This window comes from Puniceibacterium sp. IMCC21224, from assembly GCF_001038505.1.
Classification (GTDB): Bacteria; Pseudomonadota; Alphaproteobacteria; order Rhodobacterales; family Rhodobacteraceae; genus Puniceibacterium.
In genome coordinates this window covers 4,109,816-4,136,442 of record NZ_LDPY01000001.1, presented here as the reverse complement: position 1 = coordinate 4,136,442, position 26,627 = coordinate 4,109,816, and the positions used below count along the sequence as shown (strand labels likewise).

The 26,627-nt window shown below is 58.6% G+C and carries 25 protein-coding genes; 16 read left to right on the top strand and 9 right to left on the bottom strand.

Annotation, left to right across the window (positions count from 1 at the left end; translation table 11 throughout):
* Positions 1–43: 43 nt before the first annotated feature.
* The 6 genes from IMCC21224_RS27295 to IMCC21224_RS19360 form a co-directional block, all read right to left on the bottom strand.
* Positions 44–253 (bottom strand): helix-turn-helix domain-containing protein, encoded by a 210-nt coding sequence (locus IMCC21224_RS27295; protein WP_082135274.1) that lies wholly within the window; start codon positions 251–253, stop codon positions 44–46.
* 512 nt (positions 254–765) lie between these two features.
* Entirely contained in the window at positions 766–1,683 is a 918-nt protein-coding gene (locus IMCC21224_RS19380) for an alpha/beta fold hydrolase (RefSeq protein ID WP_047996743.1), read from the bottom strand.
* Complete coding sequence (gene leuD / locus IMCC21224_RS19375) at positions 1,680–2,294, bottom strand: 3-isopropylmalate dehydratase small subunit (protein ID WP_047996742.1); 615 nt, start codon at positions 2,292–2,294, stop codon at positions 1,680–1,682. Before leuD ends, IMCC21224_RS19380 begins: the two co-directional genes overlap by 4 nt.
* Entirely contained in the window at positions 2,295–3,722 is a 1,428-nt protein-coding gene (gene leuC, locus IMCC21224_RS19370; protein ID WP_047996741.1) for a 3-isopropylmalate dehydratase large subunit, read from the bottom strand.
* A 56-nt stretch (positions 3,723–3,778) separates the two neighbouring features.
* Positions 3,779–5,794 (bottom strand): tripartite tricarboxylate transporter permease, encoded by a 2,016-nt coding sequence (locus IMCC21224_RS19365; protein ID WP_047996740.1) that lies wholly within the window; start codon positions 5,792–5,794, stop codon positions 3,779–3,781.
* 10 nt (positions 5,795–5,804) lie between these two features.
* Entirely contained in the window at positions 5,805–6,773 is a 969-nt protein-coding gene (locus IMCC21224_RS19360) for a tripartite tricarboxylate transporter substrate binding protein (protein ID WP_047996739.1), read from the bottom strand.
* A 150-nt stretch (positions 6,774–6,923) separates the two neighbouring features.
* Here IMCC21224_RS19360 and IMCC21224_RS19355 point away from each other — a divergent pair, with 150 nt between their 5' ends.
* From IMCC21224_RS19355 to IMCC21224_RS19310, 10 genes are all read left to right on the top strand, one after another.
* Positions 6,924–7,823 (top strand): LysR family transcriptional regulator, encoded by a 900-nt coding sequence (locus tag IMCC21224_RS19355; protein ID WP_047997286.1) that lies wholly within the window; start codon positions 6,924–6,926, stop codon positions 7,821–7,823.
* 572 nt (positions 7,824–8,395) lie between these two features.
* Complete coding sequence (locus tag IMCC21224_RS19350; RefSeq protein ID WP_231582128.1) at positions 8,396–9,052, top strand: GntR family transcriptional regulator; 657 nt, start codon at positions 8,396–8,398, stop codon at positions 9,050–9,052.
* Positions 9,053–9,229: 177 nt separating this feature from the next.
* A complete protein-coding gene (locus IMCC21224_RS19345; RefSeq protein ID WP_047996738.1) occupies positions 9,230–9,991 on the top strand; it encodes an SDR family oxidoreductase in 762 nt (253 codons plus the stop codon).
* 31 nt (positions 9,992–10,022) lie between these two features.
* Positions 10,023–11,336, top strand: coding sequence for a (Fe-S)-binding protein (locus tag IMCC21224_RS19340; protein WP_047996737.1), 1,314 nt, complete (start codon positions 10,023–10,025; stop codon positions 11,334–11,336).
* Positions 11,337–11,360: 24 nt separating this feature from the next.
* A complete protein-coding gene (locus IMCC21224_RS19335; protein WP_047996736.1) occupies positions 11,361–11,684 on the top strand; it encodes a 2Fe-2S iron-sulfur cluster-binding protein in 324 nt (107 codons plus the stop codon).
* A gap of 17 nt (positions 11,685–11,701) precedes the next feature.
* Entirely contained in the window at positions 11,702–12,943 is a 1,242-nt protein-coding gene (locus IMCC21224_RS19330) for an NAD(P)/FAD-dependent oxidoreductase (protein WP_156178332.1), read from the top strand.
* The gene (locus IMCC21224_RS19325) at positions 12,930–13,808 is read left to right on the top strand and encodes a dihydrodipicolinate synthase family protein (protein ID WP_047996734.1); all 879 of its coding nucleotides are present in this window, start codon (positions 12,930–12,932) and stop codon (positions 13,806–13,808) included. The genes IMCC21224_RS19330 and IMCC21224_RS19325 overlap by 14 nt, the downstream gene beginning before the upstream one ends.
* 41 nt (positions 13,809–13,849) lie before the next feature.
* A complete protein-coding gene (locus tag IMCC21224_RS26675; protein WP_053079046.1) occupies positions 13,850–14,764 on the top strand; it encodes a phytanoyl-CoA dioxygenase family protein in 915 nt (304 codons plus the stop codon).
* Between the two features lie 229 nt (positions 14,765–14,993).
* The gene (locus IMCC21224_RS19315) at positions 14,994–16,316 is read left to right on the top strand and encodes a short-chain fatty acid transporter (protein ID WP_047996733.1); all 1,323 of its coding nucleotides are present in this window, start codon (positions 14,994–14,996) and stop codon (positions 16,314–16,316) included.
* A 17-nt stretch (positions 16,317–16,333) separates the two neighbouring features.
* Positions 16,334–16,948, top strand: a complete 615-nt coding sequence (locus IMCC21224_RS19310; RefSeq protein ID WP_082135273.1) for an alpha/beta hydrolase — start codon at positions 16,334–16,336, stop codon at positions 16,946–16,948.
* Positions 16,949–17,035: 87 nt separating this feature from the next.
* On the opposite strand, the gene IMCC21224_RS19305 is transcribed toward IMCC21224_RS19310, so the two are convergent.
* Positions 17,036–17,932 carry a LysR family transcriptional regulator gene (locus IMCC21224_RS19305; protein ID WP_047996731.1) on the bottom strand — a complete coding sequence of 299 codons (897 nt, stop codon included), beginning with the start codon at positions 17,930–17,932 and terminating at the stop codon, positions 17,036–17,038.
* 111 nt (positions 17,933–18,043) lie between these two features.
* Between IMCC21224_RS19305 and IMCC21224_RS19300 the strand changes: the two genes are divergently transcribed.
* From IMCC21224_RS19300 to IMCC21224_RS19275, 6 genes are all read left to right on the top strand, one after another.
* On the top strand, positions 18,044–18,655 hold the full coding sequence (locus IMCC21224_RS19300) for an RraA family protein (RefSeq protein ID WP_047996730.1): 612 nt from the start codon (positions 18,044–18,046) through the stop codon (positions 18,653–18,655).
* An 83-nt stretch (positions 18,656–18,738) separates the two neighbouring features.
* Positions 18,739–20,271: an ABC transporter substrate-binding protein gene (locus IMCC21224_RS19295; protein WP_047996729.1), complete on the top strand. Its 1,533-nt coding sequence runs from the start codon at positions 18,739–18,741 to the stop codon at positions 20,269–20,271.
* A 61-nt stretch (positions 20,272–20,332) separates the two neighbouring features.
* The gene (locus IMCC21224_RS19290) at positions 20,333–21,250 is read left to right on the top strand and encodes an ABC transporter permease (protein WP_047996728.1); all 918 of its coding nucleotides are present in this window, start codon (positions 20,333–20,335) and stop codon (positions 21,248–21,250) included.
* Between the two features lie 43 nt (positions 21,251–21,293).
* Positions 21,294–22,175 (top strand): ABC transporter permease, encoded by an 882-nt coding sequence (locus IMCC21224_RS19285; RefSeq protein ID WP_047997283.1) that lies wholly within the window; start codon positions 21,294–21,296, stop codon positions 22,173–22,175.
* Positions 22,172–23,779, top strand: coding sequence for an ABC transporter ATP-binding protein (locus IMCC21224_RS19280; RefSeq protein WP_047996727.1), 1,608 nt, complete (start codon positions 22,172–22,174; stop codon positions 23,777–23,779). Before IMCC21224_RS19285 ends, IMCC21224_RS19280 begins: the two co-directional genes overlap by 4 nt.
* A gap of 209 nt (positions 23,780–23,988) precedes the next feature.
* Positions 23,989–25,011 (top strand): DUF475 domain-containing protein, encoded by a 1,023-nt coding sequence (locus tag IMCC21224_RS19275; protein ID WP_047996726.1) that lies wholly within the window; start codon positions 23,989–23,991, stop codon positions 25,009–25,011.
* Positions 25,012–25,204: 193 nt separating this feature from the next.
* On the opposite strand, the gene IMCC21224_RS19270 is transcribed toward IMCC21224_RS19275, so the two are convergent.
* On the bottom strand, positions 25,205–25,804 hold the full coding sequence (locus tag IMCC21224_RS19270; RefSeq protein WP_047996725.1) for an NADPH-dependent F420 reductase: 600 nt from the start codon (positions 25,802–25,804) through the stop codon (positions 25,205–25,207).
* Between the two features lie 72 nt (positions 25,805–25,876).
* Complete coding sequence (locus tag IMCC21224_RS19265) at positions 25,877–26,611, bottom strand: SDR family NAD(P)-dependent oxidoreductase (protein ID WP_047996724.1); 735 nt, start codon at positions 26,609–26,611, stop codon at positions 25,877–25,879.
* Positions 26,612–26,627: the final 16 nt, after the last annotated feature.

Here is a 26,627-nt window from a genome sequence, read left to right as displayed (position 1 = left end):
TGTCTTTCGCGTGGGGGACGGGATCAAAGCCTCAGGAAGCGGACTAGCGCTTCGCGAAGAGTACTTCGGGGTCGACATTGAGCGCCTTGGCGATGCGTTCGAGAAGGTCGAGCGAGGCCGCAAACTTGGCGTTCTCGACCTTGCCCATATGGCCGCGGCTCACATCGGCCCGATGAACAAGCTCCTCCTGGCTGAGGCCGCGGGCGCGTCTCAAATCCTGGATGTTCAGTGCTACACGGTCCCGTAAGTTCATGCCCGCGAAACGGACACGATGCGCGAAATATCACCACGCGATATATGTTACATTCGGAGGTGTGGGGAGGCCTTAATCTGCGTAGGCGAGGTCGCCAGGTCGATTTCTCTACCTGACGGCAGGACACTCGATGTACCGTTTCGCTATCATTCTGACTATCAGTCGCTCTTATCGAAGGCAGATTAGCATGTCTTTGCAGCATTCAGGGTCTCGCTGGGAAATGGCGAAACAGCCTGAAAGAGAATAAACGTAGAGCCATGAAGCGGCTTCCTGAATGCCGCCAAGTTTTTGAACCCGACACACTGCAAAACAATCCGAAGTGGCATTGAGAATTTCCAATCCATTAAGCGTGGCTGTACGAATAAAAAGCAGCTTGACGACAAATGCGATATTATGATCCATTAACCAGCAGTATTGGGGGTAGCGATAATTCTCGCATAACGCCTCGAATCCTCAGCCAAATAATGAATCAGTCGATCAAATTGCAAACTTGCCATGTCAAAACTTATATCTCAATGAATTTGACGAGCGAAGAAATTCTTAAGTTCTAATAAGACCGCTTCGGGCGCCTCTTCCTGAAGAGTGTGGCCGCAATCGCAGGCCCGTCCTGAGACGCTGAAAGCCTTCTCCTGCCAAGTCTGGAGAACGTCATATTTCTGACCGACGAAGCCTTTTGCGCCCCATAGCACTAGGACAGGTGCCTGAATCCTGTTGTGATCGTCCTGCTTGTCATGCTCTAAGTCGATGGTTGCGGCAGCCCGGTAATCTTCGCAAATCGCGTGGCGGGTTGCAGGATCCAAGTAGCAGCGCAAGTACTCGCGGAAGGCCGCCTCTTCCGTCGCGCCCTCGTTCCTGATCTGGCTGCCGATGTGGTGACGCAGGAAATATTCGGGTTCCGCACCGATCATCTTTTCCGGCAGAGGATACGGCTGGATCAGGAAAAACCACCAGAAATACCGCGTCGCAAAGTTCTTGTCGGTCAACGAATACATCGTTGCAGTCGGGGCGATGTCGAAAAGGGCGACACTGCGCACTGCATCTGGAAAATCGAGTGCCATCCGATGTGCCACGCGACCTCCTCGATCATGGCCGACGACGTGAAAACTGTCGAACCCCAGTGTCCGCATCAGCGCGATCGGATCTTTCGCCATCTCCCGTTTCGAATACGTGATGTGATCGCGGCCCCCTTCAGGCTTGTCACTGTCGCCGTAGCCTCGCAGATCCATCGCAATGACGGTGTATTTCCGGGCAAGTTCGGGCGCGATTTTGCGCCAGGTCACATGGGTCTGCGGATGCCCGTGAAGCAGGAGAAGCGGCTCGCCGGTCCCTGCCTTGGCAAACCGAATGCGGGGACCCACAGCAGGTACGAAGTCGTGCAGAGTGAAGCCGTTCAGAAATGGCGAAGGTCCAAGATCGGAAATCTCTGTCATCGTCTCGCTCCAAGCCACGGATTGGCGGCGAAATGGCAATCCTCAAACGTCACAATATCGTCCTTGTATCCCAGCGTCTGATCGATCGCGTCGAGCCCTTCCATCAATTGCTTGCGCAAGGCTGCGTCGATGTCGAACGCAATGGTCGCAACGGGCGTCTCGATCCGCTGCGCTTGGAGATCGACGGTCAACCGTACCCCCGGTTGTGTCTCTGTCGCTCGAACCAAAGAAATAATCTCCGCTTCTGACAGTGACAATGCGGGAAGCCCGTTGCGGGCGCAATTGTCGAAAAATATCCCGGCATAGTCCGTGCCTATCAGCGCTCTTATCCCATATTGCATCAATCCCCAGACTGCATGTTCCCGGCTGGAGCCGCAGCCGAAGTTAGAACCTACGATCAGAAATGTCGCGCTGCGCGTTTCCGGTCGATTCAGGATGAAATCCTCCCGCGTCTGGCCCTTGGCATCAAAGCGAAGGTCATGGAAAAGCCCTTCGCTCAGACCGGCACGGTCGATCCTCTTCAGAAACTGTTTCGGCATGATGACGTCGGTATCGATATTGGCCGCCGGAAGGGCCGCCGCTGGTCCGCTGACCCGGATAAAAGATTCCACTTATGAGTCCTCCTGTGAAAACTGCCTGCTGTCGGTGATATGGCCCGTGACGGCCGCGGCCGCGACCATGGCCGGGCTCATCAGGTGCGTGCGAGATCCGCTGCCCTGCCGCCCCTCGAAGTTGCGGTTCGTCGAAGACGCGCAGCGGTCATATGGGGCGAGAATATCGTCGTTCATCGCAAGACACATCGAACATCCCGATTGCCGCCACTCGAATCCGGCATCGAGGAAGATGCGATCCAGCCCTTCTTTCGATGCGGCATTGCGCACCGCAGTCGATCCCGGGACGATGATGCCGCGGACCCCTGGTGCAATCGTGCGGCCCTTCAGAATCCGCGCAGCGTCGCGCAGGTCTTCGATCCTGGCATTGGTGCAGGAGCCGATAAAGGCATGGCTGATCTCTGTTCCCGAGATCGGATTGCCGGCGCGCAGGCCCATGTAGCTTTGCGCGCGAAACATATCGCGGCGGCGGCCTTCGTCGCCTTCGGTCTTCGGATCCGGGATGAGTTCGCCGATTTGAACCGCCTGATCCGGGCTGGTTCCCCAGGTCACCATGGGCGCGATATCATCCGCATCCATAACGACGTCGCGATCGAATACCGCGCCATCGTCGCTTTTCAACGTGGACCAAAAGGCAAAGGCAGCATCCCACATCTCATCTTTCGGCACATGCGTTTTTCCTTTCAGGTAATCGAAGGCCTTTTCATCGGGGGCAATGATGGCGCCCCGTGCCCCAGCCTCGACGGCCATGTTGCAGACGGTCAAGCGCGCCTCGACACTCAGGTCGCGGATCACGTCACCGGTCAACTCCATGACGTACCCCGCGGCCCCCGACGCCCCGATCTGGCGGATAAGCGCGATGATAATGTCCTTGGACCGTACGCCGACGCCAAGCTTACCATTCACCGTCACGCGCATAGCCTTGAGCCGCTTGTATACCAGCGTCTGGGTGGCCAGATAATGCTCGATGTCCGAGGTTCCGATCCCGAACCCCAGAGCTCCTAGAGCGCCGTAGGTGGTTGTGTGGCTGTCGCCGGCGGCAACCACCATTCCGGGGAGGATGCGACCTGACTCGGTCATGACAACATGTTCGATGCCCTGCATCGGGTGGAGGACGTCATAGAGCTCGATCGCGAAATCTTCACAGTTCCGGGCGAAATACCGGTCCTGTTCGGCCGCACCCGTATCGGGCATCTCGCCATTCCTTTGGGGAAATGTCGAATTCACGTGATCAACGGTGCCAAGCGCTGCTTCTGGGCGCCAGACCTTGCGATTCCGCTCACGCAGCCCGCTGAAGGCCTGCGGCGAGGTGTATTCGTTAAGAACGGTCCGGTCTATGTAGAGCAGTACTCTTTCGCCCAAGGCGTCCAGGTCGCGGACCACGTGGGTGTCGACCAGCTTGCGATACAGCGTCTTTTGTTCAGTCATATGCACTCTCCAGATTTACGTGTCCGTATGAGGGGCCCTGCGCGCAATTCCTTTTCTCAATAGAGCAGCCCCGACGGCATCCTCAGCAGCAAGACCCGCGCCATCAAAAGCCAAAATCCCCCGATGAGCAGACCTGCGATCAGGGCCCGCTGAAGCCAAGTGCGCAGGCTGCCGTGGCCGAACTCCGCTGTTGGCATGAGCACGCCAAATGCGGCAACCGCTGTTGTGGCAAACCCGAGGATCGGGATCAGCCAGACCCAGAGCAGAGAGGTGGCCACGAACACCCATCCGCGAACCGGCGAGTTCGACGCATCAATATGCTCCACCTTCATCGTCCTTCCCGAGAGACGGGCGCGGATGGTCCCGATCAGAGTCAGCGCCGAGAGGATTGCGAGAACGGTGGCGATGGTTCGCGGGAATACCGACCCCATCGGCGTCATTTCCCTTGACAGCAGTAGCGCCGCGCCGGAAATCCCGAGGCACGTCAGAATAACGATCACGTTGCCTGGTCTCGCGTCCGGGCTCGTCTCCGGCCCGGTCGCGGCGAACGCCGCAGGTGCGCCCTCGGTCACAACGGCCGCGGCGGCCTTGCGTTGTCGTGGCGCCGCCCAATATGGAAACGCTACTGTTACGATGGCGGCCAGAATAATGCCGATGCTGATCGGACGCGCGAAGAAGATGCCAAGGACATTGCCGGTTGCATTGCCGATCAAGTAACTCTGGACGAAGCCCTGCTCGGCGATCGACCCCAGCACCAGCCCCAGAACGATGGGCGAAGGTTGAATCCCATACCGGTTCAGCACCCATCCGGCGAGGCCGAGCGTGACCATTACCTGCACATCATGCATGCTGGAGTGGACAGCGTAGGATCCTGCAATCGTCATGAACGCAATCGACGGGACGAGCAGTGACTTGGGAAAACGCGTAATGAAGCGATAGGCATAGCGCCCGATGAAAAGACCGGTCGGCAGCATCAGCATCGTCGCGATCAAAAGGCCGAAGATGAAAGTATACACAATCGGCGCATCGGACGTGAAGAGCGACGGCCCGACCTTGACCCCCTGCACGAGCAGAGCACCAAGAATGATCGCATCGGGGGGTGTGCCGGGGATCCCGAGAACGAGCGTCGGGATGAAGCCGCCGCCAACTGTGGCGTTGTTGGCCGCTTCCGTCGCGATTACGCCATCGGGAGCCCCTTTTCCGAATGAATCCGGATGTGAGGATGCACGCCGCGCCTCAGTATAGGAGACAAGACCCGCGATCGAACCACCCGCGCCGGGAAGGATGCCCACCACTGTCCCGATCACGGAAGAGCGCAGCACATTCACCTTGCTGCCGAGAACCAGCCGAAAGGCTTCGCCGAGGCGCAACCCGTCTTTTCCTTCGGTGGGCTTGATATGAGGGTCAGGGTTCATCACCAGGTCGATCATGACCGGGACACAGTAAAGGCCGATCAACGCCGCAGTGATGTCGATGCCGCCCAAAAGGTTTTGCATCCCGAAGGTGTAGCGGATGTCGCCGCCGACCACAGCAACGCCCACCATGGACAACAGCAGCCCGATGCAGGCGCCCATCAATCCCTTCACGGTATTTCCGACGGAGAGTGCCGAAACGAGCGTAAGGCCAAAAACGGCGAGCCAGAAATACTCTGCCGGGCCGAAGGCGAGCGCGATCTTCGCCAGCGGGGGCGAGACGAACAAGAGCGCCAGCGCGCCGACGATCCCGCCGATGACCGACGCGAGGGTCGCGATGCTGACAGCGAGGCCCCCGTCCCCCTTCTGCGCCATCGGATAGCCGTCAAATGTCGTGGCAATCGAGGATGGTGTCCCCGGCGTGTTGACAAGGATCGCTGCAAATGCCCCGCCATAAACGGCGCCAGTGTAGATCGCGCCAAGTGCGACGAGGCCCGAGGCCGGAGCCAGCACGAAGGTGAAAGGGACCAGCACGGCCACGGCCATTGTCGCCGACAGGCCTGGCAGTGCGCCGATTATGGTGCCAAGGACAACCCCGGCAAGCGCAAGGCCGAGGTTGCCAGGGGTCAGTGCCCCCAGCAGGTAACTTAGGATTTCCATCAGCTATGCCCTATTTCACGATCCCGAGGGCACGTGCGCCTTCCATATATTCTTCAGTGCGCTCAGCCATGAAGTTGGGAACGTCCGCGTAGGGGACATCGATGAGAACAAAACCGACCTGCTCCATCTGCGCGCGGAATTCAGGGTCGGCGTTGATCTGCGAGACGAGATCAGAAACCTCCTGCCGGACCTCTTCCGAGGCGGAGCTTGGGATTGCAACGCCACGGTATGACCCGCCGATCATGTCAAAGCCAAGCTCGGTAAAAGTTGGGACATTAGGATAGATGCTCAGGCGCTCTTCGGCCCCCACGGCGAGGACGCGGACCGACTCACCCTGCGAGACACCGGAGGTCGAATAGACGAATGCGGCAGAAACCTGCCCACCAAGTGCGGCCGTGACCGCAGGGGCGGTGCCGCCGAACGGAATGTAGGTTGTGGTTATATCTGCCAGCTCGTCGAACTTAACCTGTGCCAGTTGGTTGGCACTGTTGGTACCCGAACCTGCGAAGGTGACGAGGCCAGGGTTCTTCTTGGCGTAGTCGATCAGATCCTGAAGCGTCTGGAAGGGGCTGTCCTTGCCGACAATGATGGCATCCGGCGTATAGTGGAAGAAATTGACGTTCGTGATGTCTTCCGTCTGGTACCCGGCCGAGCCAGCGACCGGCTGCAGAACGATGTGGGGCAAGTTGGTTATCATGATCGTCGAGCCGTCATCCGCCAAACCGTTGAGCTGCGACCAAGCCTGAGCGCCGCCCGCCCCCGCCTGGTTCTGGATGATCAGGTTTTCCCCGGTGATCTTCTGCCAGTACTTCTGCTGAAAGCGCGCAGCCGTGTCGCTCTCGCCACCCGGCGCGAAGGGAATGATGTAATTCACAGGGCCAGAAGGATATTTGGTTTCCTCTGCCGATGCCGAAGTCTGGCCCGTGAATGCGATCAACGCGCAAGTGACAAGCGTATTGGTGATCTTCCTGATGGTCATCTCGTAGTCCTCCCTGGATTGCTTGGCCAGCACTCGGCGAGAAGGGAGTGCGGACCGACTCGGGTGATTATCAGTATTGCTTTGTATTCAGTAAAGTTCAGAATTATCACTCTAGCTGTGCATCTAATACATAAATGGGGAGTTAGTCACTTGAGCGTTTCAGACTTGGATTTTTTCGCGCATCTCGCGCGAAAGGAGAACCTGAGTGAAGCCGCATTGGAGCTTTACGTAACTCCGTCCGCTGTCAGCCGCAGACTGGGGCGGTTGGAAGACCGCTTGGGCGTGAAGCTGGTCAACCGCAGTACCCGGACCTTCGCGCTTACCGCGGAGGGCGAGGCCTATTATGCAACCGCACTCGATATCCTGGGCCGAATACGCACGGCCGAAGACAAACTCCGCGGCGCACCCGGGGAGTTGACCGGAGTCTTGCGCGTCAACGCCACGATAAAATTCGGGCGCACCTTAGTCGCACCGATCGTCTCCGAGTTTGTCAAACTCCATCCCGGAGTGCATGTTCAGCTCATCCTGAGCGATACCGCGCAAAACCTTGTCCAGAATGGCTATGACCTCGGAATCCGGCTCGCGCCGGAAGGTCAGGACGCCGAGGTAAGCCGACGCCTTTTGGGGAATCGAAGATATCTTTGCGCGTCTCCCGACTATCTCCGTCGGGCAGGCACGCCTACACGATTGTCGCAACTGATAGAGCACAACTGCATCACGCTGCGTCAGCAGAACGAGGCATTCGATTCGTGGAACTTGGAATCAGACGGCGAAATCCATTCGGTTCGCGTTAAGGGAACGTTGAACAGCAATGACGGGGATGTGGCTCTTAGTTGGACCGTTGCGGCGCACGGTATAATGCTGCGGTCGGAATGGGATATCGCGCCGCTCGTCGCCGAAGGGAGGTTGTCCGTCATCATGCCTAAGTACAGTCAGAACGGGGACGTGATTGCCGTCACGACGAAACAGAATGAATCGTCTGACAAGGTCTGGCGGTTCGTGGACCTGCTGTCCGAAGCACTTGAACGTCACGCGAGAATCAAACTTTAGAATTTAGATCAGAGCTTTAGCCTCTGGGCTACGGCAATGGGTCCTTCTGCGTCACGAGATTTCGGTCAAGCAATGTGACCCCTCCGACGGGTTATCGCAGCTGGGATGACCCAACTGCGGCCTTGCGGCTCATTCGTCAGATCCTTCGGAAACATGTTTCAGTCTTTGGTCAGTCGTGAGGGCTGCCGACATGATGCTGGTTGATGCAGTTCCGGCAAGCCTATCGGCCGGGCAAAGCTGCCACCATGTATGAAACAAAATCCATTTGACATGTCAGATTAACATGTTATTGATCTCATCACGTTTTCGATGGGTTTGGAATCATCTCATGATAAGACTTGCAGCAAACACCAGTCGCTCCGGTGACAACTCTGCTTTGCTTGCTGCTCTTCCCTGCGGCACCAAGCCAGCCCTGTCTTTGGCTGTGTCACTAGCAAAACATAGCGGTCGAAATCTGCTCCTAGGTGTCGAGCAAAAGCTTGCGTCCGATGCCCGAAAAGATGAATTTGGAGTAGGGTCAGCCGGTTGGACTGGGTTGGCTCGGCGCATGCGAACTCAACTGAATTTGGAACTTGCAGATCATCATGGCGGAACCAACAGAGACGGAACTCTCGGCGGTAGATTTCGCCTACAATCAGATCATCGATCTTGTGCTCACACGGAACCTGCGACCGGGCGAGAAGACCTCGGTCTATCAGTTGGTAGATCGGCTGAATATCGGGCGGACACCGGTGCGCGAAGCGATCAATCGGCTTCAGAGCGAAGGATTTCTGACGGTCTCAGGGCGCAGCGGAACGGTCGTGAAGCCAGTCGACCGAAGAGAGGCGCAACAACTGTTCGCGCTGCGTTTAAACTTGGAGCAATTTGCCGCGGATGGGGCCATCCAGAACGTGACCGATGCGCATCTGGACGCCCTGCAGAAGTCGGTGGACCGATTGGGATCGGTCGGCACGACAGCGGATTTCGTGAGAGAGAACTCTGTCTTTCACGCGGCCATCGTGGCTCTTGCAGAGAACCCGACGTTAAACCGTTTCTATGCGCAGCTGCAGATGCAGTTGCACGTGGTGGCCTATCTGGCGGAACGCGGGGCCAACCCCGCCGAGGCTATTGCACGCCATCTAGAACACCTCGACATCGTGTCGGCATTGCGCGACCGCGATGCACAGGCACTGAAAAGCGCACTTTCCAAACATGTAAGAACGACAGAACAAGCCATTCTGGGGCGCTAACGCGCGGCGTCGGCCTGAATTCGTCGATTTTTCGGGGCACGGGCGTTCACCGACCTGCCCCGCAGTGCCGCGCCTCCGCGAGCGTCACAAAGCCTCGCTCATCCCTTCAGACGTGTGCGCCAAGCAAGACCGGCGCTGCCAATCACATTTTGCCACGCCACCCCGCAGGAGACTGACATGCGCCTCGAAAACAAGACTGCCATCCTCACCGGGGCCGGTTCTGGGATAGGCCGCGCCGCCGCCCTGGCCTTTGCCAGGGAAGGCGCGGCGATCTGTGTGGCCGATATCAGCAAGGACGCCGGTCAAAAGACCGCCGCAGACATCGTGTCGGCGGGCGGAAGCGCCTTTTCGGTCCAGGCGGATGTGTCGAACTACGATCAGGTCGCGGCCATGGTGGACACGGCCGAAGAGACCTGGGGCAAGATCGATATTCTGGTGAACAACGCGGGCTATGGCATCGGCGGCACTGTCGTCGACACGCCCGAGGATGACTGGAATCGGCTGATGGCGACCAACGTCAACGGCGTGTTCTTTGGATGCAAGGCGGTGATTCCGATCATGACGGCGCAGGGCGGGGGCTCCATCATCAACACCGCCTCGGCGGTCTCGGTTGTGGGGATCTACAACAGGGCGGCCTACGTCGCCTCGAAGGGCGCCGTCGCCGCACTGACCCGCGCCATGGCCCTTGATCATGCGGATGCCAAGATCCGCGTGAACTGTGTCGGTGCAGGTACGGTCGAATCCCCCTACTACGACACCTTGTTCAAGGAGAGCGCCGAGCCGGAGACGCTGCGCGCGCATCTCGAGCAGCGGCAATTGTTCAACCGCCTCGGAAAGCCAGACGAAATCGCTGCGGCCATGTTGTTTCTCGCAAGCGACGAAGCGTCGTTCTGTACAGGATCGACACTGTTTGCAGACGGTGGCTGGACAGCGCGCTGACGCGCCCACAACGGACAAAGGAACCTGAGACATGGAATTTGTCGAAGCGATCGAAGCGACGATGGACGACATTGCCAACGCCTGCGAGGCCTGCGGCAAATGCTTCACCGCCTGCCCGATGACGGAGGCTATCGGGATCGATGATGCCGAGCCGACTCAGGTGCTGCACGGTATGATTGACCTGCTGCGCGGCGGCAAGGGCACGGCCGAGGCCGCAACCTGGGCATCGGCCTGTTCCAGCAGCGGCATCTGCGCCGAAGCCTGTGATTACGGCGTGGACCCGCGGATGCTGGTCCGGCTGGCCAATTATGCGCGCATACGGACGGACGCCGGCCCGCAAGTCAAGGCAAACGCGATGAAATCCTTCCGCGCCATGGCCAAGACCGTGCGGATCGTGTCCCGGCTTCAGCTACCGCAGCAAGAAATCGACCGTCTTCAGCCCCCGAAGGGCGCACAGCGGGTCGAACGCCCCGATGTCGCCCTCTATACCGGCTGCAACATCCACAAGACACCGCACATCCTCGTTCTCTGTCTCGATGTGCTGGAACGGATCGGAGCCAGCTATCAGGTGATCGGAGGCACATCCGCCTGTTGCGGGATAAATCAGTTCCGCTCCGGCGATGGCGAAACGTCGGGCCGGGCCGGCCTTAGCACGCTTGCGCAGATTCAGGACATTGAGGCCAAGACCCAGGTGTCATGGTGCCCCAGCTGCCAATCCCAATTCGACGAGATCATCATCCCGAACTATCAGAAGATGAAAAACGACCGGACTTTCGGCCTGCAGCCGTTCTATGAATACCTTGAAGAGAACCTCGACCGGCTCCGGCCACATTTCACCCAGAGGGTCGAAAAGACGGTCGCGCTGAACGAGCGTCCAGGCCTTCGCGGCGTGACCAGGGCGGTCAAGAATATCCTCGCCGCGATACCAGGTGTGGAGCTCGTCGAACTGGACGTTCCACGGGTCGGTCTCATGTCCAATTACCTGACCGTCACGCCCCGCTTCAAGGATGAGTTGCGCGAGATCGAGTTTCGGGCCGCAGCGCAAGCGGGCGTGACCACATTGGCGACCGTGTTCCACGCCTGCCACCGGGAACTGTGCCACTTCGAAAAGAACGTGTCGTTCGAGATCATCAACGTCATGGAGATCATTGGCCAGAGCATGGGCCTGCATGCCGACGATATCTACAAGCGGATCAAAATGATGGATGGGGTCGACCGGATGATCGGTGAGTGCAGCGACCTGATTGTAGAGCATGCGCTGGACCCGAACGAGGCCCGCGACATTCTGCTGGCCGACCAGCTGGCGGCAAAGCCCGTGCAGGGCCCGGCAATCGAAAACGCCTGAACAGGCGAGAAAAGAGATGCGGCAATGACAAAACTGACTTTCGTACTTCCGGCGGGCGAACGCGAAGAGCACCTGACCGAGACTCCAACCTCGGCCATGAACGTCGCGCGGCTGAAGGGCGTGCGCGGCATCGAGGCGGAATGCGGCGGCGCGCTGTCCTGCGGTACATGCCACGTCTACGTCGACGAGGCCGATATGGACAAGTTGCCGCCAGCCTCGGAAGAGGAGATGGAGATGCTGTCGTTGGTTGCCTCGGAATTGAAAGAAACCAGCAGGCTCTCTTGCCAGATCGAACTGTCGGACAACATCGACAGCCTCATCCTGCACATTCCTGCGACCCAGTACTGATGTCGGGTCAGACGGATATGCCCTCGAAGTTGCGCATCGTGATAGTGGGAGCGGGACACGCTGGATGTCAGCTCGCCTTTTCTCTGCGCAATAACGGCCACGCAGGAGAGATCGTTCTGATCAACGGCGAGGCGGAGCAGCCGTACCAACGGCCCCCACTGTCCAAGGGGTTCCTGAAATCCGGCCACCGCGCGGCCCTGTTTTTTCGCGAGGACAATGCTTTTGCGCAGCAGGGCATCACGATGGTCACGGAACGGGCCGCCTTCATCGACCGAGTCAGGCAGAACGTCAGCCTACACTCCGGCGCCCAGCTTGCCTACGATCACCTCGTTCTGGCGACGGGCACCTTTACCCGGCGTCTCTCCTCCCCGGACGGGGATGTGCGGTATCTCAAATCGATCGAGGATGCCGAAACACTGCGTGCCATGCTGCCCTCGGCAAACCGGCTCTGTGTCATCGGCGCAGGGTTCATCGGGCTCGAGTTTGCGGCGTTCGCCGCGGAACACGGCAAGGTCGTCGATGTGGTCGACATGGCTCCGGCCTTGATGAGCCGCGCCGCATCCGCGCAGGTTTCATCCTTTTTCTTGCGGCGCCATCAAGAGGCGGGCGTCCGATTTCATCTTGGCGCGGAAATCGTCAACATGATCAAGGTCGGGAATCATACGCAAATCCGGCTTGCGTCCGGCGCCGAACTCAAAGCGGACATTGTCGTCGCCGGTATCGGCGTCCTGCCCGATACGGCGCTCGCAGAGAGCGCGGGGCTGGACACCGCGAATGGCGTGGTGGTCGACCAGTATCTTTCCACATCGGACCCCGCCATCTCGGCTGTCGGCGATTGCGCCAACTTTCCGACACCCTATTTCCCGACCCCGATCCGGCTTGAGAGCGTCCAGAATGCCAATGACCACGCCCGGACGTTGGCACTTCGGCTCACCGGTCAGCCCGAGCCTTATACCGCGCTGCCATGGTTCTGGAGCGATCAGGGCAATGACAAGCTGCAGATTGCGGGCCTCACCGGCAAGGCCGACCTTCAGGTGCTGCGGGGCGCGCCGGATCAGAACCGGTTCTCGTTGTTCAGCTTCCGGAACGACACGCTCTTTGCCGTGGAATCCGTCAACCAACCGGCCGAGCATATGGTGGCGCGTCGGCTGATTTCCGGACACGTGGCCGTTTGCCCCGACAGGATCGGCGACCAGACCCGCGACATAAAATCCTTTCTCACACCAGCCGCTTCAGGAGTTCGTCATGCCGCAGTTTGAAGGCGTCTTTCCCTACATCGTCTCACCTGTGAACGGTGACGGCACGGTACGCCGGGATGTTCTGGCAACCCTGTGCGACGACCTCATCGGCAAGGGCGTGCATGGCCTGGCGGCTCTGGGATCCACCGGCGAATTTGCCTATCTCGATGCGGCCCAGCGGGCGGACGTCGTCAGAACGACGGTCAAGGCGGCCAAAGGGCGCGTCCCGGTCATCGCGGGAGTGTCGTCGACAAGCACCGCGGATGCCGTTTCCCAGGCCACGACCTATGAGGGTCTGGGTGCCGATGGCATCATCGCCGTCATTGACGCCTATTTCCCACTGACCGAGTCCGACGTAGAGGGATACTTCCGCGCGATCGCCGATGCCGTCGATCTGCCGATTGTCATCTACACCAACCCCAATTTCCAGCGGATTGACCTGTCACTCGACCTGATCGCGCGGCTCGCGACGCATGAGCGCATAAACTATATCAAGGATGCCTCGTCCAACACCGGTCGGCTGTTGTCGATCCTTACACGCACCAAAGGGCAGATCGACGTTTTCGCCGCTTCGTCTCACATCCCCACCGCCGTCATGATGATCGGCGGGCGCGGCTGGATGGCAGGCCCGGCCTGCCTCGTGCCGGAGCAATGCGTGCAACTCTATCGCCTTTGCGTCGCCGGGGAATGGGATCAGGCGCTGATGATTCAGAAAAAGCTCTGGGCGCTGAACGAGGTGTTCAACCGCTTCAACCTCGCCGCTTGCGTCAAGGCCGGCCTGTCCTTGCAAGGTTACGACATCGGCGACCCGATCCCGCCGCAGGCTCCGCTGCCGGACAGCCAACGAAGGGTTTTGAAAAACCTGCTGGACGACTTGTCTATCTGAACTTGAGACCAAATTCTCCCACCCCCAAAGAAGGACTGACCATGCGAGAGCCTAGCCAGCCGCCCAACCTTCTCAGCGATGCCGAGATCGAACAGTTCTGGTCCGATGGTGTCATCATCGTCCGGAACCTCTATTCGCCCGAATGGGTCGATAAGCTTAGACACGGTCTGAACGAGGTCTGCGGGATCGACGAGGCCGCCACGACCACCCCGGCCGAGCCCCTGTTCCGCAGCGATGCCTATACCTGGCATACGAACGATCATCTGCGCGATTTCTCGCTTTTTGGGCCATCGGCTCATCTTGTCAAACAAGTGCTGAGGACTGACAGGCTCAACTTCTTTTGCGACCAGATTTTCGTCAAGCAGGCCTACAACTCCGAGCGCACGCCCTGGCACCACGATTTCACTTTCTTCCCACTGACGGGAAATCAGATCGCCTCGGTCTGGACCTCGGTCGATCCGGTGAGTGCCAACCGGTCTGGACTGGAATTTGTCGTGGGGTCGCATCGCTGGCCACAACGGTTCCGTCCGCTTGGCGTCGGAGGAATCGTGAAGTCGGTCGCACAGATGGACGCTACGCCCGATCCCGAGGACCTGCGCAGCAAATATAAGATCGCGAGCTGGGATATGCAGCCAGGCGATGCCGTCCTCTTCCATGCGCTTACGCTGCACGGCTCGCGTGGGACCTCGGGGAAAACCGTGAACCGCCGGGCGTTGGCGACGCGCTGGTGCGGCGACGATGCCCGCTACACGCCCACGGGAAAGGAGCTGCAGGTCGCCTGGCCGCATGGTTTGAACCCCGGTGATTCGATCGGCGGCCCGGTTTTTCCGCAGGTTCTGCCTGAGATGGTAGACCAAGAGATCGCCGCTAGGCTGCGCGGCCCGATCCCACCCGATCCCGCTATCGTGGCGCAGAACCAGTCTCTGGCAAAACGATTTGAAAAGGTTCCGCTGTGATGGCCCGCTTTGCCGATGTCTGATCCTTAACGTATCCCGGATAGCTACGTCGCAAAAACGCGGCGGCCACCGATCTTGAAATAATCCGCAACCCTTTGCAATCCGCCATCGCGCGGAGCCCTCCGGCCTGCGCAGGTCCGGCGGCCTATACGGACGTGCACCACTTCGGCGACCCGATGCAAAAGCAGGCGCCGTGCTCCTCCCACAATATAAAAGACAGGAAGGTAACATGAATACAATCAATCGCGGCCTCGTCCGCATGTTCGACCGCTACATGCCGGATCCCCTGATCCTGGCGGTGGTTCTCACCATGCTGGTTTTTCTCGCGGGCATGCTCCTCGAAGCACAGAGTCCCACAGCCATGGCGGAGGCCTGGTACGGAGGCTTTTTCAAGCTTCATGCCTTTGCAATGCAGATGACACTAACGCTGGTGACGGGCTATGCCATCGCCCTGAGCCCGGCATTTCGGCGGCTGGTCGACAAGATCGCGGCACTTGCCACAACTCCCGCGAAAGCCGTGATCCTCGTCACGCTCTGCACCCTCGTGGCCAACTGGATCAACTGGGGCGTCGGCTTGGTCATCGGCGCAATTCTTGCCCGTGAACTGGTGTCACGTGTCGAAGGCGTGGATTACCGCCTGCTCATCGCCGGCGCCTACAGCGGGTTCATGGTCTGGCACGGCGGGCTTTCGGGCGCGGCGACCCTGATCATGGCGACCGAAGGCAACTTCCTTCAGGAAGCTGCCGGAGGATTGATCCCAGTGAGACAGACGATCTTTTCGGGCGTAAACCTTACCATTACGGTTGCGGTGTCTGCGGTCGTGATTGCAACGCTTCATTTTGCGGGCAAGGGCATCGACTCTCCCGTCGGCTTCAAACCGGCGCACACCGAGGTGGTGGTGGAAGAGGTGGAGGCCACCCCCGTTCCGTCATCTCGTCTTGAACGCAGCCGGGTCCTCGGACTGCTCACCGCGCTGCTGGGGTTGGGTACGGCCGTGTGGTATTTCGCCAGCGGCGGCGGCCTGAACCTCGACGCGGTCATCTTCGTCCTGATCTTCGCGGGGATCCTGCTTCACGGCTCGTTGCGGACCTATCTCAGGGTCGTGACTGAAGGAACCAGCAACGCAACCGGTGTCATCATCCAATTTCCTTTCTATGCGGGTATCATGGGAATGATGGCGTCTTCCGGTATGTCGAGCGACATCGCGACCTACTTTACCCAGTTCGCAACCGAAACGACCTTGCCGCTCCTGACGTTCCTCTCTGCGGGATTGCTCAACATCTTCGTTCCGTCGGGCGGGGGACAATGGGCCATTCAAGGGCCTATCGTGATCGAGAGCGCCCAAGCACTGGGGGCCTCTGTCCCCAAATCCATCGTGGGCTTCATCTGGGGCGACGCCTGGACGAACCTGATCCAGCCTTTCTGGGCCTTGCCCGCTTTGGCGATCGCCGGTCTGCGTGCCAAGGATATCATGGGTTTCTGTGCGCTTGTTCTGGTGACCACTGGCGTGACCATCAGCGTGATACTTTTGGCGTTCGGAATGTTGACCTGAGGACGGGAGAGGTTGAGATGACACGTACGTTCGACAGCCGGGCCCGACCTGGAATGAGAGTGATCATCGTGCATGGCGCGCACGGTGGTCGCGATACGAACTGGTTTCCCTGGCTGGACGATACGTTGACACGGGAGGGAATTGAGGTTTTGCGCCCTCAATTCCCGACTCCCGCAGGGCAATCGCTGAAAGCCTGGTTCGACGTCTACGACGCCGCGGTGACGCCGCTGCCCGACAGGCCGACCATGCTCGTCGGTCACAGTCTTGGAGTGGCGTTCTGCCTGCGTGTGGCGGAACGATCTGCGTCGGGTTTCGAAGGATTGTGCCTGGCCGCAGGGTTTATCGGGGCTCTTGATCTTCCCGACTACGATGCAATCAATCGCACCTTCTTCGAAACGCCTTTTGACTGGCCGAGAATACTCCAGAACACAAACAAGACTATCCATTGCTGGGCCAGCGACAACGATCCCTATGTTCCTCTCCCCAGGTCCAGATGTATATCCGAAGCCCTCAACAGTGAATTGCAGATCGTGAGGGGAGGGGGGCACCTTGGGAGTGAGTCTAGTTTCTTTATTTTTCCGCAAGTATCGCGAGTTATTCTCGACCGATTTCTGGATGTGTGCTCAAGATAAATCCGCGTGCTCTATCACCAATATAACCTACCGAAGAAATCACGTGTGAATCTATCAGGCTGAGCCTGACCAGATGTCTGGCCTAGCTCATTGTTGCCAGGTCCTAAAATCGCAAATGCTCTGGCATATACTTAGTATCTTTTCGGAAAAATCCCGGTAGTAGAATTCGTGAAACGACACGAAATATTCGACCTCGGGCATTTCGATCTCCGACTTGATGATGACGAGCCTTCCGCTGTCGAGGTGACGACGGAAAAAGGCCGCCGGGAGCAAGGTCACGCCTAGCCCCGCCGCAGCGAGTTCCGCCAAGGCGGCGGTGTTGTTACAGTGAATATAACGGCGAAAAGGCAGCTTCTCGTTTGAGGTCACAGATCTGAGCGCGTTGAAAAGCACCGACTGTTTTGATTGGGTCAACAGTGTTTGATCGAGCAACTCAGACAGCTCCAGGACGCCGCGGCCTTTTGCAATACTAGGGCTCGCAAGCCAGCACAGTTCAACATTCCCCAGCGCGAAATGGACAAACTCCGGCTGATCCAGAAACATCGGGCATATCGTAAGGTCCAGTTCGCGGCGCTGCAGGCGGTCGAGCAGGTTTCGGGTCAGATCGATCTCGGGTTGAATTGTGGTGTCCGGATATTGCTGCAAGAAGATTTCAACCAATTCTGGCATCCACGACAACGCCACCAGATCAGTGACGCCGATGGCAAAGCGTCCGGGCGTTGCGTGATCATGGCGGGCGCGGGCAATTAGTTCGTCATTCATATGCACCATCCGCTGCGCGATCTCGAGCACGTCGCGCCCCTGGTTGGTCAAAACCGCTGCGCGACCGGAACGGTCGAACAGCGGTTCGGAAAAACGCGACTCGATTTCTGCGATCCGCTTGGAGATCGTGGACTGCGAGACATTCAGCCGTCCGGCGGCCAGTTCGAACCCGCCCACGGCCGCGACCGCGCAAAGTGCTTCCAACTGCTTGATGGTGAACATTGAACCTCGATACATTCTATTTTAGAATACTATATGGTGAGGTTAATTCACTTTTTTTCCGCAGACAATCAATTTAGCACTCGCTCAACGCTTAGGAGGAGGCAGCGGACGATGAACTTGCTGGATTCGAAACACATTCCACGGATTGAGCCGGATCTTGTCGCGGCATATGGAACGCTTGCGACGTCTTTGATCAGCGACATCCTTGATCGCCTTACCGGTCTGTGTGGCCTTAGGCCCTATCATGCCGGGGGGCGGATGGTGGGAACCGCCCTCACCGTCAAGACCCGCGAGGGCGACAACAAAGCGATCCACGATGCTCTCGAAATTGCCCAGCCGGGCGACGTGATCGTTGTCGATGGTGCCGGTGACGTGACGCGCGCATTGATCGGAGAGATCGTCGCCGAGCGTGGATTGGCCATCGGCGTTGCGGGGTTCGTGGTCGACGGAGCAATTCGCGATGTCGAGACGATCGCCCGCATGGATATCCCTTGTTACGCCCGAAGCGTTTCGCATCTGGGCCCCTACAAGACCGGTCCGGGCAGGATTAACCAACCCATCGCGTGCGGCGGTTCGGTGGTAAACCCGGGCGACCTTGTCGTCGGCGACGCCGACGGCGTCATTGCACTGTCGCCCGCAACGGCCCGACGCATCATCGATGATGTGCGCGCACTGGAGGCTGCCGAGATCACCAAGATCGCCGATTTGCGTAATCGCAGCTGATTAAATTAGCCATCGGTTAGTGGGGTGAGCACGGCGGGTAAGTGCCGGGTAGAATATAGAAGCGTGAATAGGAGGAATTCACAATGACTTATGTGAAACACTGGGGTAAGTGGGCCCTGCTACTGTCGACCGGGGTCATCGCGATCGGCAGCAATACGCCGCTCCTGGCCCAAGCCAATAGCCAAAGCGTGACCATCGTCATGCCCGGCAGTCCCGACCGGCTGGATCCGTGCGAGACGCCACGTTCATTGGTCGGACGGATCATCAAGCAGAACGTTGTCGAAACGCTGGTCGAATTGGACTACCAGAATGCGTCCACCCTGCCACGCCTGGCGACGAGCTGGGAGCAGACCAGCCCGACAGAATGGGTTTTTCATCTGCGCGAAGGCGTCAGTTTCCATGACGGCGCGCCATTTGATGCAAATGCCGTTGTCTATACGCTCGAACGTACACTCGACCCGGCCCTGACCTGCATCACCCGGACCAAATATTTTGACGGGAACGATATCTTGGCGGAAGCGATTGACGACTACACCGTTCGCTTTAGGACTGGTGCGCCAATTCCGATCCTTCCAACCCTTCTGGCCCAGTTGGCGATCTCTTCGCCAAACACGCCGAAGGGAGAGTATACTGCGACCCCCATCGGCACTGGCCCTTATCTGTTCGAAAGCTGGACGCAGGGCACGAACGTAAAGCTGGCCCGCAACGACACTTACTGGAGTGACACGCCGGAAATCGACGAAGCGACCTATGTGTGGCGCTCGGAATCCTCTGTCGCCGCCGCTATGGTCGAGACCGGGGAGGCGGACCTTGCTTTCTCGATCGCGCCGCAGGATGCCGATGACCCTGAAATGGACAAGGTGTACCCGAACTCGGACACGTCGATGTTCCGGCTGAGCGTGGACGTACCACCACTCAACGACATCCGGGTGCGCAAGGCGGTCAACCTCGCCATCGACCGCGAAGCATTCCTCGGCACGATTATTAGTGATCAGGCACAACTTGCCACGCAGCAGATCGGGCCGAATGTCTTTGGTTGGAACGCCGACCTGAAACCCTGGTCATACGACCCCAAGGCGGCGATGCGTCTGCTTGCCGAAGCGCGCGCTGACGGCGTGCCGGTCGATACAGAGATCCGGCTTGTTGGCCGGGGGAACATGTTCTCCAACAGCAACGAACTGGTCGAAGCGACGGCCCAGATGCTGCGCGCCGTCGGCTTTACCGTGCAAATCGAATCCCTTGAGATGTCGCTCTGGCTTGACGTTGCGAACAAACCCTTTTCCGAGGATCGCGAGCCGACCATGTTGTTGACGCAGCACGACAATAACTCTGGGGATGCGGCCTTTACCCTGTTTTTCAAGTACCATAGCGACGGTCGGCAGAGCGAATTGCACGATCCTGCGCTGGACGCGCTGATCGTCGAGGCAGGTGCATTGTCGGGCGACGAACGAAAGGTCGCCTACAATGAGGCAACGCGGATGATCTACGAGGATATCGTGTCGGATGTGCCCCTGTTCCACATGGTGAATTACATGCGGATCAATCCGCGGATCGACTTTACGCCATCCATCGCCAACGCCGCTGAATTGCAGCTGTCCGAGCTGAAGTATCGCTAGGCCAATCCAACGGCCCTGCCCGTAAGGGGTGGGGCCGTAATCGACGAGGGAGGAGACGATAGTGAAACAATACGTTATCGGCCGGGGCGTTCAGAGCATCGTGTCGCTGGTGGCTTTGGTGGTTTTGGTGTTCTTTATGGCTCGCCTGACTGGCTCGCCCGCTGATCTTTATCTGCCGCCCGATGCCACTGCGGACCAGGTGGCCCAATTCAACAAACTGCACGGCTTCGACGATCCGCAGATTGTCCAGTTCGGACGCTTTGTGGCAGGTTTCCTGCAACTCGACCTCGGCACTTCGCTGCAATATTCTCGCCCCGCGCTTGAGGTCGTTCTGACCGCCTTTGGCACTACGCTGTCGCTTGCGGCGGTGGCGATGCCGGTGATCCTCCTGCTTTCGATCCTGACTGGAGCGCTTGCGGCGTGGCGTCCGGGGGGCCTGTTTGACCGTTTGGCTAGCCTGATCTCACTGATCAGCGCCTCGACTCCGAATTTTTGGGTGGCAATCGTCGGCGTCCTGGTTTTTGCCGTAACGCTCCGCTGGCTACCGACGTCGGGCACTGGCACGCCGGCGCACTGGGTGCTGCCGATCCTTGTCCTCGCGCTGCGTCCTACCGGCGTGATGGTTCAGGTGGTGCGGACCTCCATGCTGGAGGCGCTGTCCTCAGCCTATGTCAAGTCCGCCCGCGCCAAGGGCGTAAGGCCGAGCACGATCATCTTCGTGCACGCCTTACGCAACGCGCTGCTGCCGGTCGTCACCGTCGCTGCCGATCAAGCCGCCGGAATTCTGAATGGCGCGGTTATTGTCGAGGTCGTTTTTGGATTTCCTGGCGTTGGCAAGCTGATGATCGACTCGGTCTTGTTACGCGACTTCGCGATCATCCAGGCGGCTGTCCTCGTGATTGGACTGGCCATCTTTATTCTGAATATCCTCGTCGATATCGCCTACGCGCTGATCGACCCCCGCATCAGGCATAGCTGACATGTACAGGCCGACCCCGAACTACATCACCCATCCCAACCGCATGGAAAATCTGCGCGCGTTGTTTGGCACCCTTCGTCGCGACCGCTTTGCGTTGGGTTCGATGATCTTCCTTCTCGTTGTCGTTGCCATCGGGATCATCGGGCCGCACTGGCTCTCGACTGAAGCCAGTGCGCTGAACCTGCGCGCCCGCAATGCGCCGCCGTTCTCGCTCGGGGATGGTTGGCTGTTCTTCCTAGGTGCCGACGCGCTTGGCCGCAGCCTTTTGGCGCGCATCATTGTTGCGACCCAAAATACCATTGTCATTGCAGCCTCCGCCGTGCTTCTGGCGCTTGTGGTAGGCAGCTTCTTTGGCCTGATCGCGGGCTTCAAGGGGGGCTGGATCGGGGCAACCTTGCTACGTCTTGCGGACGCAATCATGAGCTTTCCATCAATGCTGCTGGCGGTGATTGTCTTGTATGCGCTGGAACCTGGCGTGAAGAACGTTATCCTTGTTCTCGCGATCTCGCGGCTGCCGATCTACATACGGGTCGTGCGCGCGCAGGTGCTAGAAATCAAACAGCGGCTGTTCGTTCAGGCGGCGATTGCCACCGGCGCCTCTACGAAGCGCATCCTGTTGCGCCATGTCACGCCAATGATCTTGCCGACGGTCATCAACCTCGCCGCGCTGGAGATGGCTTTTGTCATGCTTGTTGAATCCGGGCTCAGTTTTCTCGGCATTGGCATCCAATCACCTGAAATAACCTGGGGCCTGATGGTCGCCGACGGACGCAATTACCTCGGCTCGGCCTGGTGGCTGTCGTTCTGGCCCGGCCTTGCGATCATGTTGGTGGCGCTATCGCTGAACCTTCTGGCGAACTGGCTGCGCATCGCGAGCGATCCGGCAGAGCGCTGGCGCCTGGAAACTGGAGGAGACGCTCAATGAAACCCACATTGTTGTCCATTCGCAACCTGTCGGTTCATTTCCCTACAACACGCGGCTTGGTGCGCGCAGTTGAGAATGTCAGCTGGTCGGTCGAGGCCGGCCGCACACTGGCCATCCTAGGCGAGAGCGGTTCAGGCAAAAGCGTCAGCGCCTCGGCCGTGATGAACTTGATCGACACACCGCCGGCTGTCATCCCCAACGGAGAGATATTGTTCGAGGGCCACGACCTGCTAAAGACCCCGCAGGAAGAGCGTCGGCGCCTCAACGGCAGGGCGATGTCGATGATATTTCAGGATCCGCTCGCGGCACTGAACCCGGTCTATCCCATCGGCTGGCAGATTGCCGAAACCTTGCGTGTTCATGGCGTCCGAAAGGACGTGGCTAACCGCCGCGCAGTCGAGTTGCTTGATCGCGTCGGTATCCCCGATGCGGCGCGGCGGGCGAAAGACTATCCGCATCAGTTCTCGGGCGGCCAGCGGCAACGCATAATGATCGCCTCAGCCATTGCGCTGGAACCGAAGCTGTTGCTCGCTGACGAGCCCACAAGTGCGCTCGACGTGACCGTCCAAGCGCAAATCCTCGACCTGTTGAAGTCGATCAAAGTCGAGACTGGCATGGCGATGGTGGTAATTACCCACGACCTCGCTGTTGTCGAGATGGCTGCCGATACGGTGGTGGTCATGCAAAGCGGCAAGGTGGTCGAACAGGGCCCGGTTGAAAACATCCTGCGTGCCCCGGCGCAGGAGTACACTCGCAAGTTGCTCGACGCGGTGCCGGGCAGAGGGGGATTTTCGGTTCCTCATCGCGTCTCAAGCCGCTGCGTCACACCGCTTGTCGAGGCGCGCGACCTCTGCCGCACCTACGGCGACTCCACTACCGGTGTGCGGGCCGTTTACCGTGCAAACTTCCGGCTGGACAAGGGCGAGACGTTGGGCGTCGTCGGTGAATCCGGGTCTGGAAAATCCACGCTCGCCAGGATGCTGCTCGGCTTAGATCGTCCGACATCGGGAGAGATCCTGTTCGACGGGCGCGGGCTGTCTGGCTTTTCCGCGCGCGAGATGTATGATTTCCGCAAGCGCGTACAGTTCGTTTTTCAAGACCCGACCGCGTCGCTTAATCCCCGAATGAGCGTCTTTCAGATAATATCTGAGCCCTGGGCTATTCATCCTGGAATTCTAGAAAGATCTGAGTGGCCCCGCCGCGTAGGCGAATTGCTGGAACGCGTGGGGCTCAGCCCGGCACACGCCGGCCGATATCCGCATCAGTTCTCAGGCGGTCAACGCCAAAGGATTGCAATCGCGCGATCTCTGACTCTCCGACCTGAACTGATTATCTGCGACGAGGCCGTTTCCGCGCTCGACGTGTCTGTTCAAGCACAGGTCATTGCCTTGCTAAAAGAACTGCGCAGTGATTTCGACCTGTCCTATATTTTTGTCGCGCACGACCTTGCTCTAATCCGCGAATTCGCAAGCTCAGTTTTGGTGATGAACAAGGGAGAGATTGTCGAACAGGGCGAGGTTGACCAAGTCTACGAGCGTCCGACGCATGCCTACACCCGGCAATTGCTTAGTGCGACGGGAGCAGGGCTTGGAGATGCGGCCTAAGATCGTCCACCGGACAACGAGTTAAACATATCTCGTGTGCCTGCAGATCGGCGCGCCCGCTCGGACACTTACCTCCCAAGCAGCCCCGTCATATCCCTATGTGTTTCAGAATCTTACACGACGGCTTTGCCCTGATCAGGGGCGCGCCTTCCTTGCATCTCTGCACCTAGGTGGATCCCTACGCGGCTAGATTAAATTGAGGACCTTCTATGTCAACTTTTCGATATTTCCGCGGAGCCTTCTTGGTAACTCTTGGGGGGTTGTTTTTGGCACTCTTGCTCGGTTGGAGCTTTAGCGGAACCATCTCGGGGGCGATCGGCTTTTTCCTGATCGGCGCAATCCTCACAATTCTGGAAATCTCGCTTTCCTTCGACAACGCTATCGTAAACGCCAACAAACTGAAAGAAATGTCGCCGCTATGGCAAAGGCGGTTCCTAACCTGGGGCATATTGATTGCGGTATTTGGCATGCGTATCGTGTTTCCTTTGTTGATCGTCGTCATCGCCGCTGGCATTGGCCCAATCGAGGCATTGGTCCTCGCGGCCCGCAAACCCGCCGAGTATGCAATGATCATTGGCGATGCCCATCTGACGATCGCAGCATTCGGCGCTGCTTTCCTCATGATGGTTTCGCTGCGCTATTTCGTGGACGAGGCTAAGGATATTGATTGGATTGCTCCAGCAGAAGTGGTGATGCGGCGTTGCGGCTCTGTCCGAGGTTTCGAAATAGCAATTGTCCTTATACCTGCACTCATGATTTCTGTCGCGTTGCCCGAAAACGATTCGGCAAGCTTCATGTTCTCCGCCATATGTGGACTCGTCACGTTCCTGCTAGTGGACATGCTGGGACTCGTACTTGACACTGCGGATTCAAGCGGAACAATCGGACGCGGCGCACTTGGTGCGTTTCTTTATCTCGAAGTCCTCGACGCGTCCTTTAGCTTCGATGGAGTGATCGGAGCCTTCGCTTTGACGCAAAATCTGTTTCTAATTGCCATCGGCCTCGGTATTGGTGCGATGTACGTTCGATCAATGACAGTAATGCTGGTTGAGAAAAAGACCCTGACCGAGTTTCGCTATCTTGAGCACGGTGCCTTCTGGTCTATTCTTGTACTCTCGCTGATAATTTTTGCGCAAACGTTATGGCATGTCCCCGAATTACTTATCGGCTCGATTGGAACTACTATCATCGGGCTGTCGCTGGCTTCATCAGTAAGGCACGGTCGTGTTTGACGATGTCTTGTAATGCCTTTTGAAACCAATGCCAGCAGAGCGACCCTATCGTCGCCGCCGATCGCGCCCAAGTATGACCTCACTGTTCGGGTGTTATTTTCGAAAGCGTTGGAAAGTCTCCGCTTCGCTTCGTCGAAATCCAGTTTGATTCCCATCGCGCGCTCCGGCGTTGTCGACCGGACACCAATTTTTATCAGTCGAACTTGACCAGATCCTTGAAAATAAGCCGACCCCAGGTATCTCCCCGGGCTTGCACAACTAGCCCGCCTTCAGATAGCCCGCCAAGTTTGATCGGCGAGAAGCCGAGCATTTCTGCAAGCTCACTGATCTCTGCTGCAGCGTCTTCATAATCGCTCGACAGAAACACGACCCGTTTGCCGCCATGGACGGCCGGACCTTGGCCCAGCGTGGGAGCAACCAGGTGGTTAAAGCCCTTGACCAATTTTGAACCAGTGAAGGCCGCTTCGATGAACTTGGAGGAAGGCAGCCCGCCCAGGTCCTCTGGCGGCACACCGTAGGCATTGGTCACGTCGATAATAGTCTTGCCTTTCCAGCTGGACAGCGCCTTTGCGACATCAGTATGCGCCTCGAAACGGACGGCCAGAAAGATGACGTCCGCCTTGACGGCTCCTGCCAGCGTTTTGGGAATGATCCTGGGGCCGATCGCAGCCGCCTCGGACGCGAAGCTTTGGGGGTCGCGTGTGGTAGCAACGGATACTTCAATGCCTTCACGGGCAAAAGCCTTGGCCAGCGCCTGGCCAACGTTACCAAAACCGATGATTGCGTAGTTCATAGCATGGTCCTTTTAGTTATTGGTCCCGCGTCGTTCCGGATAGTAGACCGAAGCGACGCGGGCGCAGGGGATTTACAGTTGAGCCAAGCCACCGTCGACGGCGAGTTCACTGGCGGTCATGAAGCTGCTGTCGGATGAGGCGAGGAATGCAGCCGCAGCCCCGATTTCCGACGGGTCGGCCATGCGCTGAAGCGGGGTCATTGCGGCAAACATCTTCTGGCCTTCCTCACCCAGCGCGGCCTTTGCGAGATCGGTCGCCGTCGCTCCGGGCGACAGAACGTTGATCCGGATGCCGGTGCCTTTGAGATCCTCTGCCCAAGTTTTGGCGAGGTTGCGCACTGCTGCCTTGCTCGCGCTGTAGGCTGTCATCTGCGGAGCACCCGTGGTGCCGGCGCTCGATCCGGTCAGGATGATCGATCCACCTTGACCCATCAAAGGAATTGCCTTCTGCACTGTAAAGATCGTACCCTTCACGTTGGTGTTGAAGGTCTCGTCGATGTGCGCGGCAGTGATCTCGCCTAATTTGAGCGGGCCTCCCGCCCCGGCATTGGCGAAGACGATATCGAGGGTCCCGCGTTCGGCCTTCACCGCTGCGAAAAGTCGATCTAGGTCGGCTTCGTCCGAGACCGACCCTTTCACCGCGTGAGCATTGGTCCCAAGCTCGGCGACAGCGGCATCCAGGACTTCCTGGCGGCGGCCGAAAATGAAGACGAATGCGCCTTCATCGATGAAGCGCTTGGCAGCCGCAAGGCCGATGCCGGAGGCACCACCGGTGATCACGGCGGTCTTTCCATTCAATCTGGTCATGTAATTCATCCTATTG

Excerpts from the sequence above, each read along its gene's own strand:
- IMCC21224_RS27295 (WP_082135274.1), bottom strand. The coding sequence starts at position 253 with ATGAACTTACGGGACCGTGTAGCACTGAACATCCAGGATTTGAGACGC.
- IMCC21224_RS19380 (WP_047996743.1), bottom strand. The coding sequence starts at position 1,683 with ATGACAGAGATTTCCGATCTTGGACCTTCGCCATTTCTGAACGGCTTC.
- leuC (WP_047996741.1), bottom strand. The coding sequence starts at position 3,722 with ATGACTGAACAAAAGACGCTGTATCGCAAGCTGGTCGACACCCACGTG.
- IMCC21224_RS19365 (WP_047996740.1), bottom strand. The coding sequence starts at position 5,794 with ATGGAAATCCTAAGTTACCTGCTGGGGGCACTGACCCCTGGCAACCTC.
- IMCC21224_RS19360 (WP_047996739.1), bottom strand. The coding sequence starts at position 6,773 with ATGACCATCAGGAAGATCACCAATACGCTTGTCACTTGCGCGTTGATC.
- IMCC21224_RS19345 (WP_047996738.1), top strand. The coding sequence starts at position 9,230 with ATGCGCCTCGAAAACAAGACTGCCATCCTCACCGGGGCCGGTTCTGGG.
- IMCC21224_RS19340 (WP_047996737.1), top strand. The coding sequence starts at position 10,023 with ATGGAATTTGTCGAAGCGATCGAAGCGACGATGGACGACATTGCCAAC.
- IMCC21224_RS19335 (WP_047996736.1), top strand. The coding sequence starts at position 11,361 with ATGACAAAACTGACTTTCGTACTTCCGGCGGGCGAACGCGAAGAGCAC.
- IMCC21224_RS19330 (WP_156178332.1), top strand. The coding sequence starts at position 11,702 with ATGCCCTCGAAGTTGCGCATCGTGATAGTGGGAGCGGGACACGCTGGA.
- IMCC21224_RS19325 (WP_047996734.1), top strand. The coding sequence starts at position 12,930 with ATGCCGCAGTTTGAAGGCGTCTTTCCCTACATCGTCTCACCTGTGAAC.
- IMCC21224_RS26675 (WP_053079046.1), top strand. The coding sequence starts at position 13,850 with ATGCGAGAGCCTAGCCAGCCGCCCAACCTTCTCAGCGATGCCGAGATC.
- IMCC21224_RS19315 (WP_047996733.1), top strand. The coding sequence starts at position 14,994 with ATGAATACAATCAATCGCGGCCTCGTCCGCATGTTCGACCGCTACATG.
- IMCC21224_RS19310 (WP_082135273.1), top strand. The coding sequence starts at position 16,334 with ATGACACGTACGTTCGACAGCCGGGCCCGACCTGGAATGAGAGTGATC.
- IMCC21224_RS19305 (WP_047996731.1), bottom strand. The coding sequence starts at position 17,932 with ATGTTCACCATCAAGCAGTTGGAAGCACTTTGCGCGGTCGCGGCCGTG.
- IMCC21224_RS19300 (WP_047996730.1), top strand. The coding sequence starts at position 18,044 with ATGAACTTGCTGGATTCGAAACACATTCCACGGATTGAGCCGGATCTT.
- IMCC21224_RS19295 (WP_047996729.1), top strand. The coding sequence starts at position 18,739 with ATGACTTATGTGAAACACTGGGGTAAGTGGGCCCTGCTACTGTCGACC.
- IMCC21224_RS19285 (WP_047997283.1), top strand. The coding sequence starts at position 21,294 with ATGGAAAATCTGCGCGCGTTGTTTGGCACCCTTCGTCGCGACCGCTTT.
- IMCC21224_RS19280 (WP_047996727.1), top strand. The coding sequence starts at position 22,172 with ATGAAACCCACATTGTTGTCCATTCGCAACCTGTCGGTTCATTTCCCT.
- IMCC21224_RS19275 (WP_047996726.1), top strand. The coding sequence starts at position 23,989 with ATGTCAACTTTTCGATATTTCCGCGGAGCCTTCTTGGTAACTCTTGGG.
- IMCC21224_RS19270 (WP_047996725.1), bottom strand. The coding sequence starts at position 25,804 with ATGAACTACGCAATCATCGGTTTTGGTAACGTTGGCCAGGCGCTGGCC.
- IMCC21224_RS19265 (WP_047996724.1), bottom strand. The coding sequence starts at position 26,611 with ATGACCAGATTGAATGGAAAGACCGCCGTGATCACCGGTGGTGCCTCC.